The following is a 13606-nucleotide window of genomic DNA, read 5'->3' as shown; positions in this document are numbered from 1 at the left end:
AGGTAAATATGAGAAAAATTTTACTTCAAATTTTTATTTTTAGCGTATTATTTATAGTAACTTTTGCCATTAATCGTATTTTAATGCAAAATTCTTTCATCCCTACAGGTTTAATTAGTGATAAAAATGAAATCTTTTTAATGTATCTTTTGGGTGTTTTTCATGATATAAGATTTTTAAGCGCAGCGTTTTTACCATTCTTGCTTTGTGGTTTTTTAAGTTTAATTTTTTCTAATATAAAAATAAATAATAAGTTAGTAATATATAGTAAAAATTTTTATTTCATTTTTTCAAGCGTTTATATAATTGTTCTTTCTTGTCTTTGTATAGGATTTTCTTATGCAAAATACTATTATTACGAAATTTACAAGACTAAATTTGATATTTTTATGTTTACTCTAAAAGATGATAATACAAAAACTATTTTAAGTATTATTTATCATGATTATCCAATTTTAAAAATTTTAGCTTTAATGTTGATTTTTGGAGTTTTTGTATTTTTTTTAAATTTGAAAATATTAAATTTAAAGCTAAAACCTGTTAATTTAAGATTATTTCCCTTAATAGCTTTAAATTTAATATTAATTATTGTTTATGTTATAGCCTTAAGGGGTCCCTTTAAGCATGTGGCTATAAATGTGCAAAATTATTCTTTTAGTGAATATAGTGTTGTAAATGATACAATGTTAAATCCAATTATGGCATTTTCTTGGGCTTTAAAACAATATAAAGAAGAAGCGGCTTTGAAGGTTATCACACCTTTGAAAGCACAAGAACTTAAAGAAAAACTTTTTGATTATTTGCATCAAAGTCCTATAAATCTAAAAGCTGAAAAGAATCATCCTAGTGTATTTGTTAACTTAATGGAAAGTTTTGGGCTTAATTTGGCTGATTTTGCAAATACAGAACATAATTTTTTAGGTTCGTTAGATAAACATTTTAAGCAAGATTTTTTATTCAAACGCTTTTTGAGTTCTAGTAATGGAACTATACCAAGTTTTGCAAACTTATTTTTTGTAAGTCCATTTTCTAATATTTCTACAAGCAAATTTCAGAAAACTTATTTGGATTTAACACCTATTGCTGTTTATAAGAAAGCAGGATATAAGGTGATTTTTGTAAGTGCAGGTAATGGATCTTGGCAAAATATTAAAAATTATCTCAGTATTTTGGGAGTAGATGAGATTATAGATGAAAATATTTTAATGAAAGAATATAATGGAGCAAAAGATAGTGAAAATGGTTATGGGGTAGCTGATGAGTTTTTATATAAAAAAGTTTATGACTTGCTTCAAAAAAATCTACACAACACCCTTATAATTGCTCTTACTATTTCTAATCATCCACCTTATAAAATTCCACAAAATGATTTGCCAAAATTACAAAACATTCCGCAAACTTTACTTAATATGCTTCCTTATGAAAAAGATAAACAAGATAATATTATCAAAGCTTATACTTATGCAAATAATGAATTTGGAAAATTTCTAGATAAAGTAAAACAAAGTCCATTCAAGAATAGTGTTATTATAGCAGCAACTGGAGATCATAGAGTACGCGAAATGAGTATAGATTTAAATTCCCAAAAAGCTTTTGCTTATAGTGTACCTTTTTATCTTTATATTCCTAAGGATTTACAAGATAATATTTATTATGATAAAGATCGTGTAGGATCTCATAAAGATATTTTTCCAACTCTTTATGCTTTAAGTTTAAATAATGTTAAGTATTTAAGCGTAGGCGGAAGAAATATGTTAGCAAGGCCAAGTGATGAGAAATTAGAATTTGGGATCAACGATGCTGTATGGATTGATAAAAAAGGTATTTATAGTGGCGGTAAAGGGTACTATTTTGAAAGTAATGATACTTTAAAAGATATGAATAAAGCTTTTAACCTTGATGGTTATACTAAAGACTTTGATAAATTTTATAGAGAGTTAAATTTATATCAATTAGCCGAGCGTTTAGGCATTTCAAAATAGGATTTATATTTTCTTTTTAGTAAAAAAGTGCTAAAATTTAGCCTTTAAAGTATAAAGGTTTAAATGATGCAAAATATCCATTTTATCGGCATAGGCGGTATAGGAATTTCCGCTTTAGCAAGATTTTTAAAAGAAAAAGGTTTTAAGATTAGCGGAAGTGATCTTAAAGAGAGTAAAATCACTAAAGAACTAGAAAAAGAAGGGGTTAAGGTCAGTATCCCTCATCATAAAGACAATATTTTAAACAAAGATTTAGTTATTTATTCTGCCGCTATCAAAGAAGAAAATCCTGAATTTAAACATGCTAAAGAATTAGGCATTAAATGCCTTTCACGCAAGGAAGCCTTACCTCTTATTTTAGAAGATAAACGTGTTTTTGCAGTTGCAGGAGCACATGGAAAAAGCACAACTTCAAGTATTTTAGCTTCTTTGCTTGATGATGCTTCTGTGATTATCGGAGCGATTTTAAAAGAATTTGGTTCAAATATGATTTATAAAGAAAGTCAAAACCTTGTTTTTGAAGCTGATGAGAGCGATAGTTCTTTTTTAAATTCAAATCCTTATTTGGCTATAGTTACCAATGCGGAAGCAGAGCATTTAGATCATTATGGCAATGAAGTTTCAAAACTCCATCATGCTTATACGCAGTTTTTAGATGTGGCTAAAATTCGCGTGATTAATGCTGAAGATGAGTTTTTGAAAAATTATAAAAATGAGTCAATCAAGCTTTATCCAAGTAAAGATATCAAAAACTGCACCATGTGTATAGAAAATTTCAAACCTTTTACAAGTTTTGAGTTAAAAGATTTAGGTGAGTTTAAAGTTTTTGGTATGGGATATCATTTAGCTCTTGATGCGTCTTTGGCGATTTTGGCGGCTTTAAATTTTTTAGATATAGAAACGATAAGAACTAGGCTTAAAAATTATCAAGGTATTAAAAAGCGTTTTGATATTTTACATACTGATGAAAATTTGGTTTTAATCGATGATTATGGTCATCATCCAACCGAAATAAAAGCGACTTTAAGTGCAGCACAAGAATACGCAAAATTAGGCGGATATAAAAAAATCACAGCTATCTTTGAACCCCACCGCTACACGCGTTTAGCTGCAAATTTAAAGGAATTTGCAACGGCTTTTGAAGGTGTTGATGAGCTTGTAATTTTACCTGTTTATGCTGCAGGAGAAGAACCTATAGAGCTTGATTTAAAGGTAGTTTTTCCTAAGGCTTTATTTGTAGAAGATATTAAAAGAGAGGGTAAATTTTTGGTGGCTTCTAAGGGGCAGGTTTTTGAAGAAGGGCTTATTATAGGTTTTGGTGCAGGAGATATCAGTAATAAATTAAGGCAAAAGAATGAGTAGATTTTTTTTATATCTTTTAATCATCTTAATTTTAACCTTAATCACTTTTGCTTTGCGTGAAAAATTAGGCAAAAAAACTAAACCTTTTTTTGGTATTTTGCTTGTGATTTTTATTGTTTTAGCGGTATTTTTTGAATTTGAAAATACGCAAAAAAGTCATTTAAGAACAGATATTATCGTAGCTTTTAATCAAAATAAAAATATTTTATGTAAAGATATCAATGTTTCTAAGGCGTATTTTAATTATGAATTTGGTACAGGAAGTTTTATTTCAAAGGATAATAATCAAAGTTTTAATTCTTTAATCATAGATATTAAAGATTGTAGGTTAAATGATGAATGATACAAAAGAAGAATTGATCTCAAAGCTTGATTTAAACAGCTATTTAGAAGAGTTTAAAGCCCTTTTTGCAAGAGATAAGGAGATTTTTTTACAAGGAGATTCTAATCTTCATTTTAAACGCATACATGAGCTTTGCGAGGTGGAATTTCCTACTATGCCAGAGCTTAGCAATCTTGATAAAGCCTTAGTTCATTTAAGCAAGCAAGGAATTTTACATTTAGATGAAATTTTTGAATTTGTAAAAATTTTTCGTTATTTTGAAAAGTTAAAAAAAATAAAACTAGGAACAAATTTAGACTCTTGGCTACAAAAGATAGAATTTGTTAGCGGGGCTTTGGAGCTTTGTTTGAATTTCGATGAAAAAGGGGAGTTAAAAGAAAGTTTAGATGAAAGACTTGTAAATCTTAATACTGCTTTAAGATTAAAAAATGAAAGCATAATAGCTGAGTTTAAGAAATTTTGCTACACAAAAGCTTTGATGCCTTATCTTATCGATACACAAATCCATCTTATAAACAATCTTGAAGCCTTGCTTGTAAGAGGTGGGTTTAATCATGCTATTAAAGCAAAAATCATAGGCAGGAGTAGTAGTGGCGGCTTTTATATCGTGCCTTTAAGTGTTGAAAATTTGCAAAATGATATAGAAAAAATCAAAAATCAAAAAGAAGAAATTTATTATGAATACGCTAAAAATTTCTCAGCTTTTTTAGCAAAAAACCTACCTTTTTTAAAATTTATCAATACAGCCTTTGATCTTTTTGATCATTATAGTGCTAGGGTTTTGCTTGCTAAAAAAAGGGATTTTGAATTTATTTTGTGCGATCAAAGTACGGATTTAGTGCTTAAAAATTTCGCCCATCCTGCCTTAAAAAATCCAAAAAGCGTGAGTTTGGAATTTAAAAAACAAGTTTTAATCATCACAGGGGTAAATGCAGGCGGAAAATCCATGCTTTTAAAATCCATGCTAAGCGCAGCATTTTTAGCTAAACATCTTTTGCCTATGCATATAAAAGCAAGTGAAAGTAAAATCGGTACTTTTAAAGAATTTGATGCCATCATAGAAGATCCGCAAAATGTTAAAAACGACATTTCAACTTTTGCAGGAAGAATGTTGCACTTTTCCAGGCTTTTTTCTAAGAAAAATTTGCTTTTAGGTATCGATGAAATAGAGCTTGGAACAGATTTTGAAGAAGCAGCTTGTTTGTATAGTGTGTTAATTTCAAAACTCATAGCTAATAATCTTAAAATCATCATCACCACGCACCACAAACGCCTTGCCATGCTTTTAGCAAAGAATGAGCAAGTTGAACTCATCGCTGCTCTATATGATGAAGAGCTTTCACGCCCAAAATATGAGTTTTTAAAAGGTACTATAGGAAAATCTTATGCCTTTGAAACCGCTTTGCGTTATCAGATTCCGCCGAATTTAGTTAGCGAGGCTAAAAAGCTTTATGGCGAGGATAAAGAAAATTTAGAAGAGCTTGTGGGTAAAAATATCAATCTTGAATTAGAACTAAAAGCTAAGCTTGAAAATGTCGAGAAAAAAGAGCAAAAAGTCGATGAAATTTTACTTTCTTTAAAAGATCAAAAAGAAAAAAATGAACAAGAATTTCGTACGAGTTTGAGAAATTTAGAATTTAAATTTCACAAAGCCATAGAAGAAGCTAAAAAAACTATACAGCTTAAAGACACAAAAGATAAGCAAAGAAGTCTTAATAAAGCCAATGAGCTTAAAAAAGAAATCATTTTGCCAAGTATGGAGCAAAACGAAGAATTGCATGTGGGGGATTTTGTAAAATATGAAAAAATTAAGGGTAAAATCATAAGCATTTCTAAAAACGATGCTATGGTTGAAAGCGATGGGATCAAACTTCGTGTGCCTTTAAAACTGCTTAAAAAAAGCACTCCTACACCTAAAATAAGTCCAAAAACAAGCATTAGTGTTGCAAAACCGACTAATCTTAGCGTTAGCTTGGATTTGCACGGGCTTAGGAGTGATGAGGCTATTTCAAGGCTTGATAAATTTATTTCAGATGCTTTGCTTGCAGGATTTGATGAGGTTTTGATCTATCATGGCATAGGCACAGGAAAGCTTGCCTTTGCGGTAAGAGAGTTTTTAAAAACTCACAAAAGTGTCAAAGGCTTTAATGACGCACCGATCAATCAAGGTGGCTTTGGTGCTAAGGTGGTGAGATTATGAAAAACATTATGATATTAAGCGGAGCGGGTTTGTCTGCTCCAAGTGGGCTTAAAACTTTTAGAGATAATGATGGACTTTGGGAAGAATACGATGTGATGGAGGTTTGCTCCGCAACAGGTTTTAGAAAAAATCCTAAAAAAGTACTTGATTTTTACGATGCAAGAAGGGCACAACTTCAAAATGTAAAGCCAAATCACGCTCATGAAAAAATCGCACAATTAAAAGAAAAATGGGGTAAAAATCTTTTTGTCATCACGCAAAATGTAGATGATTTGCTAGAGCGTGCAGGGTGTAAAGATGTGATTCATTTGCATGGCTTTTTGCCTGAACTTCGCTGCTTAAAATGCGAAGAAATTTTTAATATAGGCTATGAAAAAATCACAGATAAACAATGCCCAAAATGCAAAAGCAAGAATTTAAGACACAATATAGTCATGTTTGAAGAGCAAGCTCCTGCTTATGCTACGCTTTATTCTTTGTTAAATCAAACTTCGCTTTTTATCAGCGTAGGCACAAGTGGGGCGGTTTTGCCTGTAGGGCGTTATGCTTCAATGTGCGAAAAAAGTATTTTAAATATCTACGAAAAAGATGCAAATTTAGAGCGGTATTTTGATAAAATCTATATAGAAGATATTATAAGCGCTATTGATAAAATCGCACTTGATATAGAAAATTTTATGAAAGATGGTAATGTTTGATTCTTTTTTAAGTGGAGTTTTTTTGGGCTTTGGAGTGAGTGTGCCTTTTGGACCTGTAAATATTTTGATTTTAACTTATGCACTAAAAGCTTTTAAAAATTCCATAGCTGTAGGACTTGGAGCATTTAGTATAGATATGCTTTATCTTTTTTTGCTTCAATTTGGGCTTTTAAATTTTTTAGACAATGTTATTTTTATGCGTTCTTTGGCGATTTTTGGTTTTTGTTTTTTAACTTATATGGCGTATTTGATGCTAAGAAAAAAGAAAGAAAGCTTAAATTTAGAGCATAAAGAATTTAAAGAAAGTCTTTTGAAAAGTTATATTAAAGGAGCTTTTTTAAATGGTTCAAATCCTTTTGTGATAGGATTTTGGCTTAGTGCTGCAAGTGTGGTTTTAAGCAGCGATCATGCTTATTTGATGACTTTAGGGCTTGTTGTGGCTATACTTTTTTGGGTAAGTGCTTTAGCCTTTGTGGTGGCAAGATATAGTCATGTTTTTAGTGCAAAAGTTGTTTTTATAATCAATATAATTTCAGCTATAATTATAGAGTATTTTGCTCTTAATTTATTATATAAAACTTTCTTAGGATAAAAAATGAATGCAAAAGAATTTTTAATCGAACTTTTAAAATTTAAATCTGTTACGCCAAATGATGATGGAGCTTTAAATTTTATCGCTATGGAACTGAGTGATTTTGAAGCTTTTTTCATAGAAAAAGAAGGCATTAAAAACCTTTTACTCACTAAAAAATTTAAAGATGAGGGTGAGCATTTAGCTTTTGGTGGGCATGTAGATGTGGTGCCTGCAGGTGAGGGTTGGAGTAGCGATGCTTTCGTGCCTATGGAAAAAGAAGGCTTTATCTATGCAAGGGGTGCTCAAGATATGAAAAGCGGAGTAGCGGCTTTTGTAGATGCTCTAAAGAATGCGGATTTTAAAGGAGCTAGACTGAGTCTTATTTTAACAAGTGATGAAGAAGGCGAAGCTATATATGGAACTAAGGCTGTTTTAGAATGGATGCAAGAAAGAGATATGCTACCTGATTATGCCGTGGTTGCAGAGCCAACCTGTGTTAAAAAAATCGGCGATAGTATCAAAATAGGGCGTCGTGGTTCTATCAATGGAAAGCTTTTAATCCGTGGAAAACAAGGGCATGTTGCTTATCCTGAAAAATGTATCAATCCTGTGCATGATTTTGCGCCAGTTTTAAAGCTTTTAGCGGGTTTTGATCTTGATCCTGGAAGTGCTGAATTTAGTCCTTCAAAAATCGTTATTACTGATATTCGTGGAGGTATGGGGGTATGTAATGTTACGCCAAATGATTTAAAACTTATGTTTAATGTTCGCAATTCCCCTGATACAAGCTTAGAAGATGTAAAAAGCTATGTAGAAAAAATTTGTCATGGTTTAAACTATGAGTTAGAGCTAAAACAATCAAGCGAAGCTTTTTTGACAAATATCGATAATAAAATCGTTCAAAAAATGAATGAAAGCGTTCAAAAAATCACTCATGAAGTGCCAGAGCTTAATACTAAAGGCGGCACAAGTGATGCAAGGTATTTTGCAAAATATGGTGTAAAAGTAGTGGAATTTGGGGTTTGTAATGATAGAATTCACGCTATTGATGAAAGAGTAAGCATAGAAGAATTTGAAAAACTTTGCCTTGTTTTTAGGGATTTGATAGAGAATTTTTAAAGGTTTAAAATGATCATTAACGGAGAAAAACTTGATTTTAAAGAGCTTAAATTTATGGATTTTATCAAAGAAAAAGGTTTTAAAATCGAACTTATTGCTTTAGAATTAAATGGAGAAATCATGCCAAAAAGTGAGTTTGAAAATTTGATTTTAAAAGAAAATGATAAAGCCGAAATCGTAAGTTTTGTAGGGGGTGGATGATGAGAGTGAAATTTAATGGCAAAGAACTTGATACAGACTTTAAAACAAGTTTGGAATTTTTTGATAATATCAGCAAAAATGAAAACGATGTATGGATTATCAATGGTTTTGCAACAAAAGAGAATATCGCTTTAAACGAAGATGATGAGCTTTTTTGTATAGAAAGAAATACTTTACCTCCAAAAGATGCGCTAGACGCTATGATGAGAGCAAGACACACTCCAAAACTTCACGACAAGCTTAAAAATGGACGTGTGGCAGTTTGTGGTTTGGGCGGACTTGGATCGCATATAGCGATAAATTTAGCAAGAAGCGGTGTGGGGTTTTTAAAGCTGATTGATTTTGATGTGATTGAGCCTAGTAATTTGAATCGTCAAGCTTATCGTGTGAGTGATTTGGGTAAATTTAAAACCGAAGCTTTAAAAGAGCAAATTAGCGAGATTAACCCTTATATTAGCGTTGAAATTTGCACTTTAAAAATCGATGAGGATAATTTAAAGTCTTTGTTTAAAGATATAGATATAGTTTGTGAAGCCTTTGATAGTGCTATCGCAAAAGCGATGATAGCACAAAATTTTCATAGATTTTACAAAGATAGTATTTTAATCTGTGCTTCAGGACTTGCGGGTTATGGCGATAGCAACAGCATACAAACAAGAAAAATTGCTAAAAATTTCTATGTATGTGGGGATTTGGTAAATGGTGCTAAGCTAGGAAATGGACTTATGGCGCCAAGGGTAAATATTTGCGCAGGACATCAAAGTAACCTTGTTTTAGAGCTTTTAGCAAATAAGGAGTAAAAATGCAAGAAAATTTAAAAAATGATAAATTAAAAATAGGCAAATACGAGTTTGATTCAAGATTTATTTTAGGTTCTGGAAAATATTCGCTAGAGCTTATAAAATCAGCCATAGAAGAAGCTAAAGCGCAGATTATCACTCTAGCCTTACGCCGTGCAAATACAGGGGAAATTGCTAATATACTTGATTATATCCCTAAAAATATCACACTTTTACCCAACACTTCAGGCGCAAGAAACGCCGATGAAGCCTTACGTATTGCAAGGCTTTCAAGAGAGCTTGGTTGCGGAGAACTTATCAAGATAGAAGTGATAAGTGATAGTAGGTATTTGTTGCCTGATAATTATGAAACGATTAAAGCTTGCGAGCTTTTAGCTAAAGAGGGCTTTACGCCTTTACCTTACATGCATGCTGATCTTTACGCAGCTAGAGCTATGCGTGATGCAGGAGCTGCGGCTATCATGCCTTTGGCAGCACCTATTGGGAGCAATAAAGGCTTATGTGCTAAGGAATTTATACAAATTTTGCTTAATGAAATTGATTTGCCTATTATTGTAGATGCGGGTATTGGAAGTCCTGCGCAAGCTTGTGAAGCTATGCAAATGGGAGTAAGTGCGGTGATGGTAAATACAGCCATAGCTGAAGCTAAAGATATAGCTTTAATGGCTAGAGCTTTTTCTTTGGCGGTAAATGGAGGAAGAGCGGCTTTTTTAGCAGGTTTGGCAAGTGTGAGCGAGGCTAAAGCAAGTTCTCCATTAACAGGCTTTTTAAGGGATTAATCATGCAAGATTATATGCGGCATTTACCTCACATGCAGGAAATAAAAAGCGAAATTTTAAACAAGGTTTTAACTCAAGTTCAAAGCTATGATGAGAGTCAATTTAGTGCCAAAGATGTTAACAATGCTTTAAATCAAACACATTTAAGCATAGAGCATTTAAAAGCCTTGCTTTCAAGTGCGGCAGAAGATTTCATAGAAGAATTAGCCTTTAAATCCGCTAAAGTCAAGCAAAAATATTTTGGAAATTCTATCTCTCTTTTTACTCCGCTTTATTTGTCAAATTATTGTAATTCTAAATGTGTTTATTGTGGTTTTCAAAAAGGCAATAAAATCGCAAGAGCTAAGCTAAATGAAGCTGAAATTCACGAAGAAATGCAAGCCATTGCTAAAAGTGGTTTAGAAGAAATTTTAATGTTAACAGGCGAGGGTAGGGAGTTTGCAAGTGTAGAATATATAGCAAATGCTTGCAAGATAGCTAGAGAGTATTTTAAGGTTGTAGGTGTTGAAATTTATCCTATGAATGAAGAAGAATATAAAATTTTGCATGAAAAGGGTTGTGATTATGTGACTGTTTTTCAAGAAACTTATAATCCTTTAAAATATTCTAAAATTCATTTAGCTGGCGAAAAACGCATTTTTCCTTATCGCTTTAATGCTCAAGAAAGAGCTTTAAAAGCGGGTATGCGTGGAGTGGCTTTTGGGGCACTTTTGGGTATAGATGATTTTAGAAAAGACGCTCTTGCTACGGCACTTCATGCACATTTTTTACAACAAGCTTATCCGCATGCTGAAATTTCTATTTCAGTACCACGTTTAAGACCTATTATCAATAATGCCAAAATCCATCCTAAAGATGTGAGTGAAAAACGCCTTTTGCAAGTACTTTGTGCTTATAGACTTTTTTTACCTTTTGCGGGCATTACCATTTCAAGTCGTGAAAGAATAGGTTTTAGAGATGAGGTTATCAAGCTTGGCGCTACTAAAATGAGTGCAGGAGTAAGTGTGGGTATAGGTGAGCATAAGGGCGAGAAAAAGGGTGATGAGCAGTTTGAAATTTCAGATGATAGGAGTGTAGATGAAATTTTAAGCATGCTTAAAAGATCAAATTTGCAAGCTGTGATGAGTGATAGCATTTATGTGGGATAAAAAAATCATCGCCATAAGCGATAGAAAATGTGTGCAAATAGACTTCTTAAAGCAGATTGAAAAACTTTCTAAGGCTAAGGTAGATGCTATAGTTTTAAGAGAAAAAGATTTAAGTGAATTTGAATACTATGACTTAGCAAAAGAAGTTTTAAGCATTTGTACAAAGCAAAAAGTGACTTGTTTTTTACATTCTTTTGATAAGGTTTGTTTAAAATTAGGGCATCATTATTTTCACGCGCCGCTTTCTTTGCTAAGAAAAGAGCCTAAATTAATAAAATATTTTCATATACTTGGCACTTCAGTTCATAGTAAAGAAGAGCTTTTAGAGGCGATGAGCTATAAGGTAAATTATGCTTTTGTAGGACATATTTTTGAAAGTTCTTGCAAGGTGGGTTTAGAACCTAAAGGGCTTGATTTTTTAAAATCCTTACTTGAATTTAGTCAAATTCCACTTTATGCCATAGGCGGTATCAATGCTCAAAATATAGAAAATTTTAAAGATATAAATATAGCAGGTGTTTGTATGCGTGAAATTTTAATGAAAGAAAAAGATCTTAAAAAGTATCTTTTAGAATGTAGGCAAAATTTACGATGAATAAAATTCTTTCTTTACCAGAAGATTTAAAGCAATTAAAAGGTGTCAATTATAAAAAAATTAAATCTTGCACTTTTGCTAAATATACACAAACGGATACTTCGCATTCTACTTTTGTTAATATAGGAAGTCATCTTTTAACTTTTGTTCGCAAAGGATATAAAATTTTACACACTGCATCAAAAGATTATAAGATTAACTCTTATGAAACTTTGTTTTTAAAAGCTGGGAGCTATACTTTAAGCAATGTAGGACTTAGTAAAGGAGTTTATGAAGCTTATTTATTTTTTTTGACAATGCATTTTTAATTGAGCTTATTTATAAGTATAAAGATTTTTTTAAACTAGATCAAAAGTTTCAAAACTATGAAATTTTTTGGGTAAAAAATGATAAGATTTTGCAAGGAATTTTCGAAAGTTTTTCACCGCATTTTGAAGAAAATACGCAAATTTTAGATCCTATAGTGAGTTTGAAATTTGAAGAGATTTTTTTACATTTGCTTTTAAATAAGAATATTTATTTTATTAGTTTTTTATCAGGAATTTTAAAAGAATTTCGCCTTGATCTTTCCCAACTTTTTGAGTATTGTGGTAGAGAATTTTTAAGCGTAAATGAAATGTCTAATTTTGCGAAATTAGATTTAGCAACTTTTTCTAAAGAATTTAAGAAATGTTTTGGACAAAGTCCTAAAAAATGGTTAGATGAAAAAAGATTGCAAAAAGCAAAGATTTTACTTAAATTTTCTAAAAAAAATATCAATGAAATAGCTAATGAGTGCGCTTTTTCTTCAGTAGCTTGGTTTATTGAAAGATTTAAAGAGAAATATGAGCAAACTCCTAAGCAATATCAAAAAACAAAAAACTTGTATTTTTTATCAAAAAACTAGCACATTTTTTTTATCTAAATAAATATAATTCAATGAAAATATTTTTAAATAAAGGAGAAAATATGAAAAAATATGTTTTAAGTTTAGCGCTTCTTGGAAGTTTGCTTGGTGCAAGTGAATTAAAATATCAAGAATTTGATGGTTTTAAAAGCCCTGAAAGTATTTTTGTAGATAAAAACTATGTTTATGTATCTAATGTAGGAGAAAAACTTGAACCTTTGGCGAAAGATAATGATGGATTTATTTCTAAGCTTGATAAAAATGGCAAAGTGCTAGAATATAAATTTTTAACCCATCTTAATGCACCAAAAGGCATGATGGAGATTGGAAAAACTCTTTATGTGGTAGATATCGATGTTTTACGCGGTTTTGATCTTAAAACTAAAAAAGAAATTTTTAATTTACCTATTAAAGGTGCAATCTTTTTAAATGACATAGAAAAATTAGACGACAATACGCTTTTGGTTAGCGATACTGGCACAGGACTTATTTTAAAGGTTGATTTAAAAACTAAGCAATATGATGAATTATTAAAACTTGATTTAGTAAAATTTGGTGGTCCAAATGGGTTATATCTAGATAGAAAAAAACATAAGCTTTTTATAGCTGGTTATCATCCTGATGGTGTAAGTGGCGGTGTTGTAATGGCTTATGATTTAAATACAAAAGAACTCAGTATAATTAAAAATGAAAAAGAATCTTATGATGGAATAGTTCCTTATAAAGATGGTTTATTGGTAAGTTCTTGGGGAAATAATCTAAATGGATATATTTATAATTTAGATAATGTTAAATCTGTAAAACTTGAATTTCCTTTGATGAAAGGTCCTGCAGATATATTTATTGAAGGTAATATTTTATGGATTCCTAAGATGGCAGAAGGTAAAATATTCAAAGTAGAACTTAACAAATAAGGCTT

General features: G+C 31.2%; 14 protein-coding genes and 1 pseudogene. All 15 read left to right on the top strand.

Going from position 1 to position 13606, the window contains the following annotated elements; all coding sequences use genetic code 11:
- Positions 1–8 precede the first annotated feature (8 nt).
- The 15 genes and pseudogenes from AJN69_RS06775 (at position 9) to AJN69_RS06710 (ending at position 13601) form a co-directional block, all read left to right on the top strand.
- Positions 9–1982: an LTA synthase family protein gene (locus tag AJN69_RS06775; RefSeq protein ID WP_070288233.1), complete on the top strand. Its 1974-nt coding sequence runs from the start codon at positions 9–11 to the stop codon at positions 1980–1982.
- A 63-nt stretch (positions 1983–2045) separates the two neighbouring features.
- On the top strand, positions 2046–3344 hold the full coding sequence (murC, locus tag AJN69_RS06770; protein ID WP_074497705.1) for a UDP-N-acetylmuramate--L-alanine ligase: 1299 nt from the start codon (positions 2046–2048) through the stop codon (positions 3342–3344).
- Positions 3337–3687 carry a hypothetical protein gene (locus AJN69_RS06765; RefSeq protein ID WP_044780225.1) on the top strand — a complete coding sequence of 117 codons (351 nt, stop codon included), beginning with the start codon at positions 3337–3339 and terminating at the stop codon, positions 3685–3687. The genes murC and AJN69_RS06765 overlap by 8 nt, the downstream gene beginning before the upstream one ends.
- A complete protein-coding gene (locus AJN69_RS06760) occupies positions 3677–5887 on the top strand; it encodes an endonuclease MutS2 (protein WP_074497703.1) in 2211 nt (736 codons plus the stop codon). The genes AJN69_RS06765 and AJN69_RS06760 overlap by 11 nt, the downstream gene beginning before the upstream one ends.
- Entirely contained in the window at positions 5884–6585 is a 702-nt protein-coding gene (locus AJN69_RS06755; RefSeq protein WP_044780227.1) for an NAD-dependent deacetylase, read from the top strand. Before AJN69_RS06760 ends, AJN69_RS06755 begins: the two co-directional genes overlap by 4 nt.
- Complete coding sequence (locus AJN69_RS06750) at positions 6578–7177, top strand: LysE family translocator (protein ID WP_002861777.1); 600 nt, start codon at positions 6578–6580, stop codon at positions 7175–7177. The genes AJN69_RS06755 and AJN69_RS06750 overlap by 8 nt, the downstream gene beginning before the upstream one ends.
- 3 nt (positions 7178–7180) lie before the next feature.
- Positions 7181–8278: a succinyl-diaminopimelate desuccinylase gene (dapE, locus tag AJN69_RS06745; protein ID WP_044780228.1), complete on the top strand. Its 1098-nt coding sequence runs from the start codon at positions 7181–7183 to the stop codon at positions 8276–8278.
- 9 nt (positions 8279–8287) lie between these two features.
- Positions 8288–8479 (top strand): sulfur carrier protein ThiS, encoded by a 192-nt coding sequence (gene thiS, locus AJN69_RS06740; protein WP_070288231.1) that lies wholly within the window; start codon positions 8288–8290, stop codon positions 8477–8479.
- Positions 8476–9279, top strand: a complete 804-nt coding sequence (gene thiF, locus AJN69_RS06735) for a thiamine biosynthesis protein ThiF (RefSeq protein ID WP_079396818.1) — start codon at positions 8476–8478, stop codon at positions 9277–9279. The genes thiS and thiF overlap by 4 nt, the downstream gene beginning before the upstream one ends.
- A gap of 2 nt (positions 9280–9281) precedes the next feature.
- A complete protein-coding gene (locus AJN69_RS06730; RefSeq protein WP_044780230.1) occupies positions 9282–10058 on the top strand; it encodes a thiazole synthase in 777 nt (258 codons plus the stop codon).
- A 2-nt stretch (positions 10059–10060) separates the two neighbouring features.
- Positions 10061–11206: a 2-iminoacetate synthase ThiH gene (gene thiH / locus AJN69_RS06725; protein ID WP_044780231.1), complete on the top strand. Its 1146-nt coding sequence runs from the start codon at positions 10061–10063 to the stop codon at positions 11204–11206.
- Complete coding sequence (locus tag AJN69_RS06720) at positions 11196–11801, top strand: thiamine phosphate synthase (RefSeq protein ID WP_044780232.1); 606 nt, start codon at positions 11196–11198, stop codon at positions 11799–11801. The genes thiH and AJN69_RS06720 overlap by 11 nt, the downstream gene beginning before the upstream one ends.
- Positions 11798–12267, top strand: a pseudogene (locus AJN69_RS10650) (AraC family transcriptional regulator); the annotation flags it as partial. The gene AJN69_RS06720 and the pseudogene AJN69_RS10650, both read left to right, overlap by 4 nt.
- Positions 12268–12417: 150 nt before the next feature.
- The gene (locus tag AJN69_RS10645; RefSeq protein WP_407918705.1) at positions 12418–12687 is read left to right on the top strand and encodes a helix-turn-helix domain-containing protein; all 270 of its coding nucleotides are present in this window, start codon (positions 12418–12420) and stop codon (positions 12685–12687) included.
- Positions 12688–12749: 62 nt separating this feature from the next.
- Entirely contained in the window at positions 12750–13601 is an 852-nt protein-coding gene (locus tag AJN69_RS06710) for an ATP-binding protein (protein ID WP_002861770.1), read from the top strand.
- Positions 13602–13606: the final 5 nt, after the last annotated feature.

The organism is Campylobacter sp. BCW_4338 (assembly GCF_001763255.1).
In the GTDB taxonomy this organism is placed as follows: domain Bacteria; phylum Campylobacterota; class Campylobacteria; order Campylobacterales; family Campylobacteraceae; genus Campylobacter_D; species Campylobacter_D jejuni.
The sequence above is the reverse complement of the archived record's forward strand: the minus strand, read 5'-3'. Positions and strand labels throughout refer to the sequence as shown.

Coding starts and splice junctions, on each gene's coding strand:
- murC (WP_074497705.1), top strand. CDS start 2,046: ATGATGCAAAATATCCATTTTATCGGCATAGGCGGTATAGGAATTTCC.
- AJN69_RS06775 (WP_070288233.1), top strand. CDS start 9: ATGAGAAAAATTTTACTTCAAATTTTTATTTTTAGCGTATTATTTATA.
- thiH (WP_044780231.1), top strand. CDS start 10,061: ATGCAAGATTATATGCGGCATTTACCTCACATGCAGGAAATAAAAAGC.
- thiF (WP_079396818.1), top strand. CDS start 8,476: ATGATGAGAGTGAAATTTAATGGCAAAGAACTTGATACAGACTTTAAA.
- dapE (WP_044780228.1), top strand. CDS start 7,181: ATGAATGCAAAAGAATTTTTAATCGAACTTTTAAAATTTAAATCTGTT.
- AJN69_RS06730 (WP_044780230.1), top strand. CDS start 9,282: ATGCAAGAAAATTTAAAAAATGATAAATTAAAAATAGGCAAATACGAG.
- AJN69_RS10645 (WP_407918705.1), top strand. CDS start 12,418: ATGTCTAATTTTGCGAAATTAGATTTAGCAACTTTTTCTAAAGAATTT.
- thiS (WP_070288231.1), top strand. CDS start 8,288: ATGATCATTAACGGAGAAAAACTTGATTTTAAAGAGCTTAAATTTATG.
- AJN69_RS06750 (WP_002861777.1), top strand. CDS start 6,578: ATGTTTGATTCTTTTTTAAGTGGAGTTTTTTTGGGCTTTGGAGTGAGT.
- AJN69_RS06720 (WP_044780232.1), top strand. CDS start 11,196: ATGTGGGATAAAAAAATCATCGCCATAAGCGATAGAAAATGTGTGCAA.
- AJN69_RS06755 (WP_044780227.1), top strand. CDS start 5,884: ATGAAAAACATTATGATATTAAGCGGAGCGGGTTTGTCTGCTCCAAGT.
- AJN69_RS06760 (WP_074497703.1), top strand. CDS start 3,677: ATGATGAATGATACAAAAGAAGAATTGATCTCAAAGCTTGATTTAAAC.
- AJN69_RS06765 (WP_044780225.1), top strand. CDS start 3,337: ATGAGTAGATTTTTTTTATATCTTTTAATCATCTTAATTTTAACCTTA.
- AJN69_RS06710 (WP_002861770.1), top strand. CDS start 12,750: ATGAAAAAATATGTTTTAAGTTTAGCGCTTCTTGGAAGTTTGCTTGGT.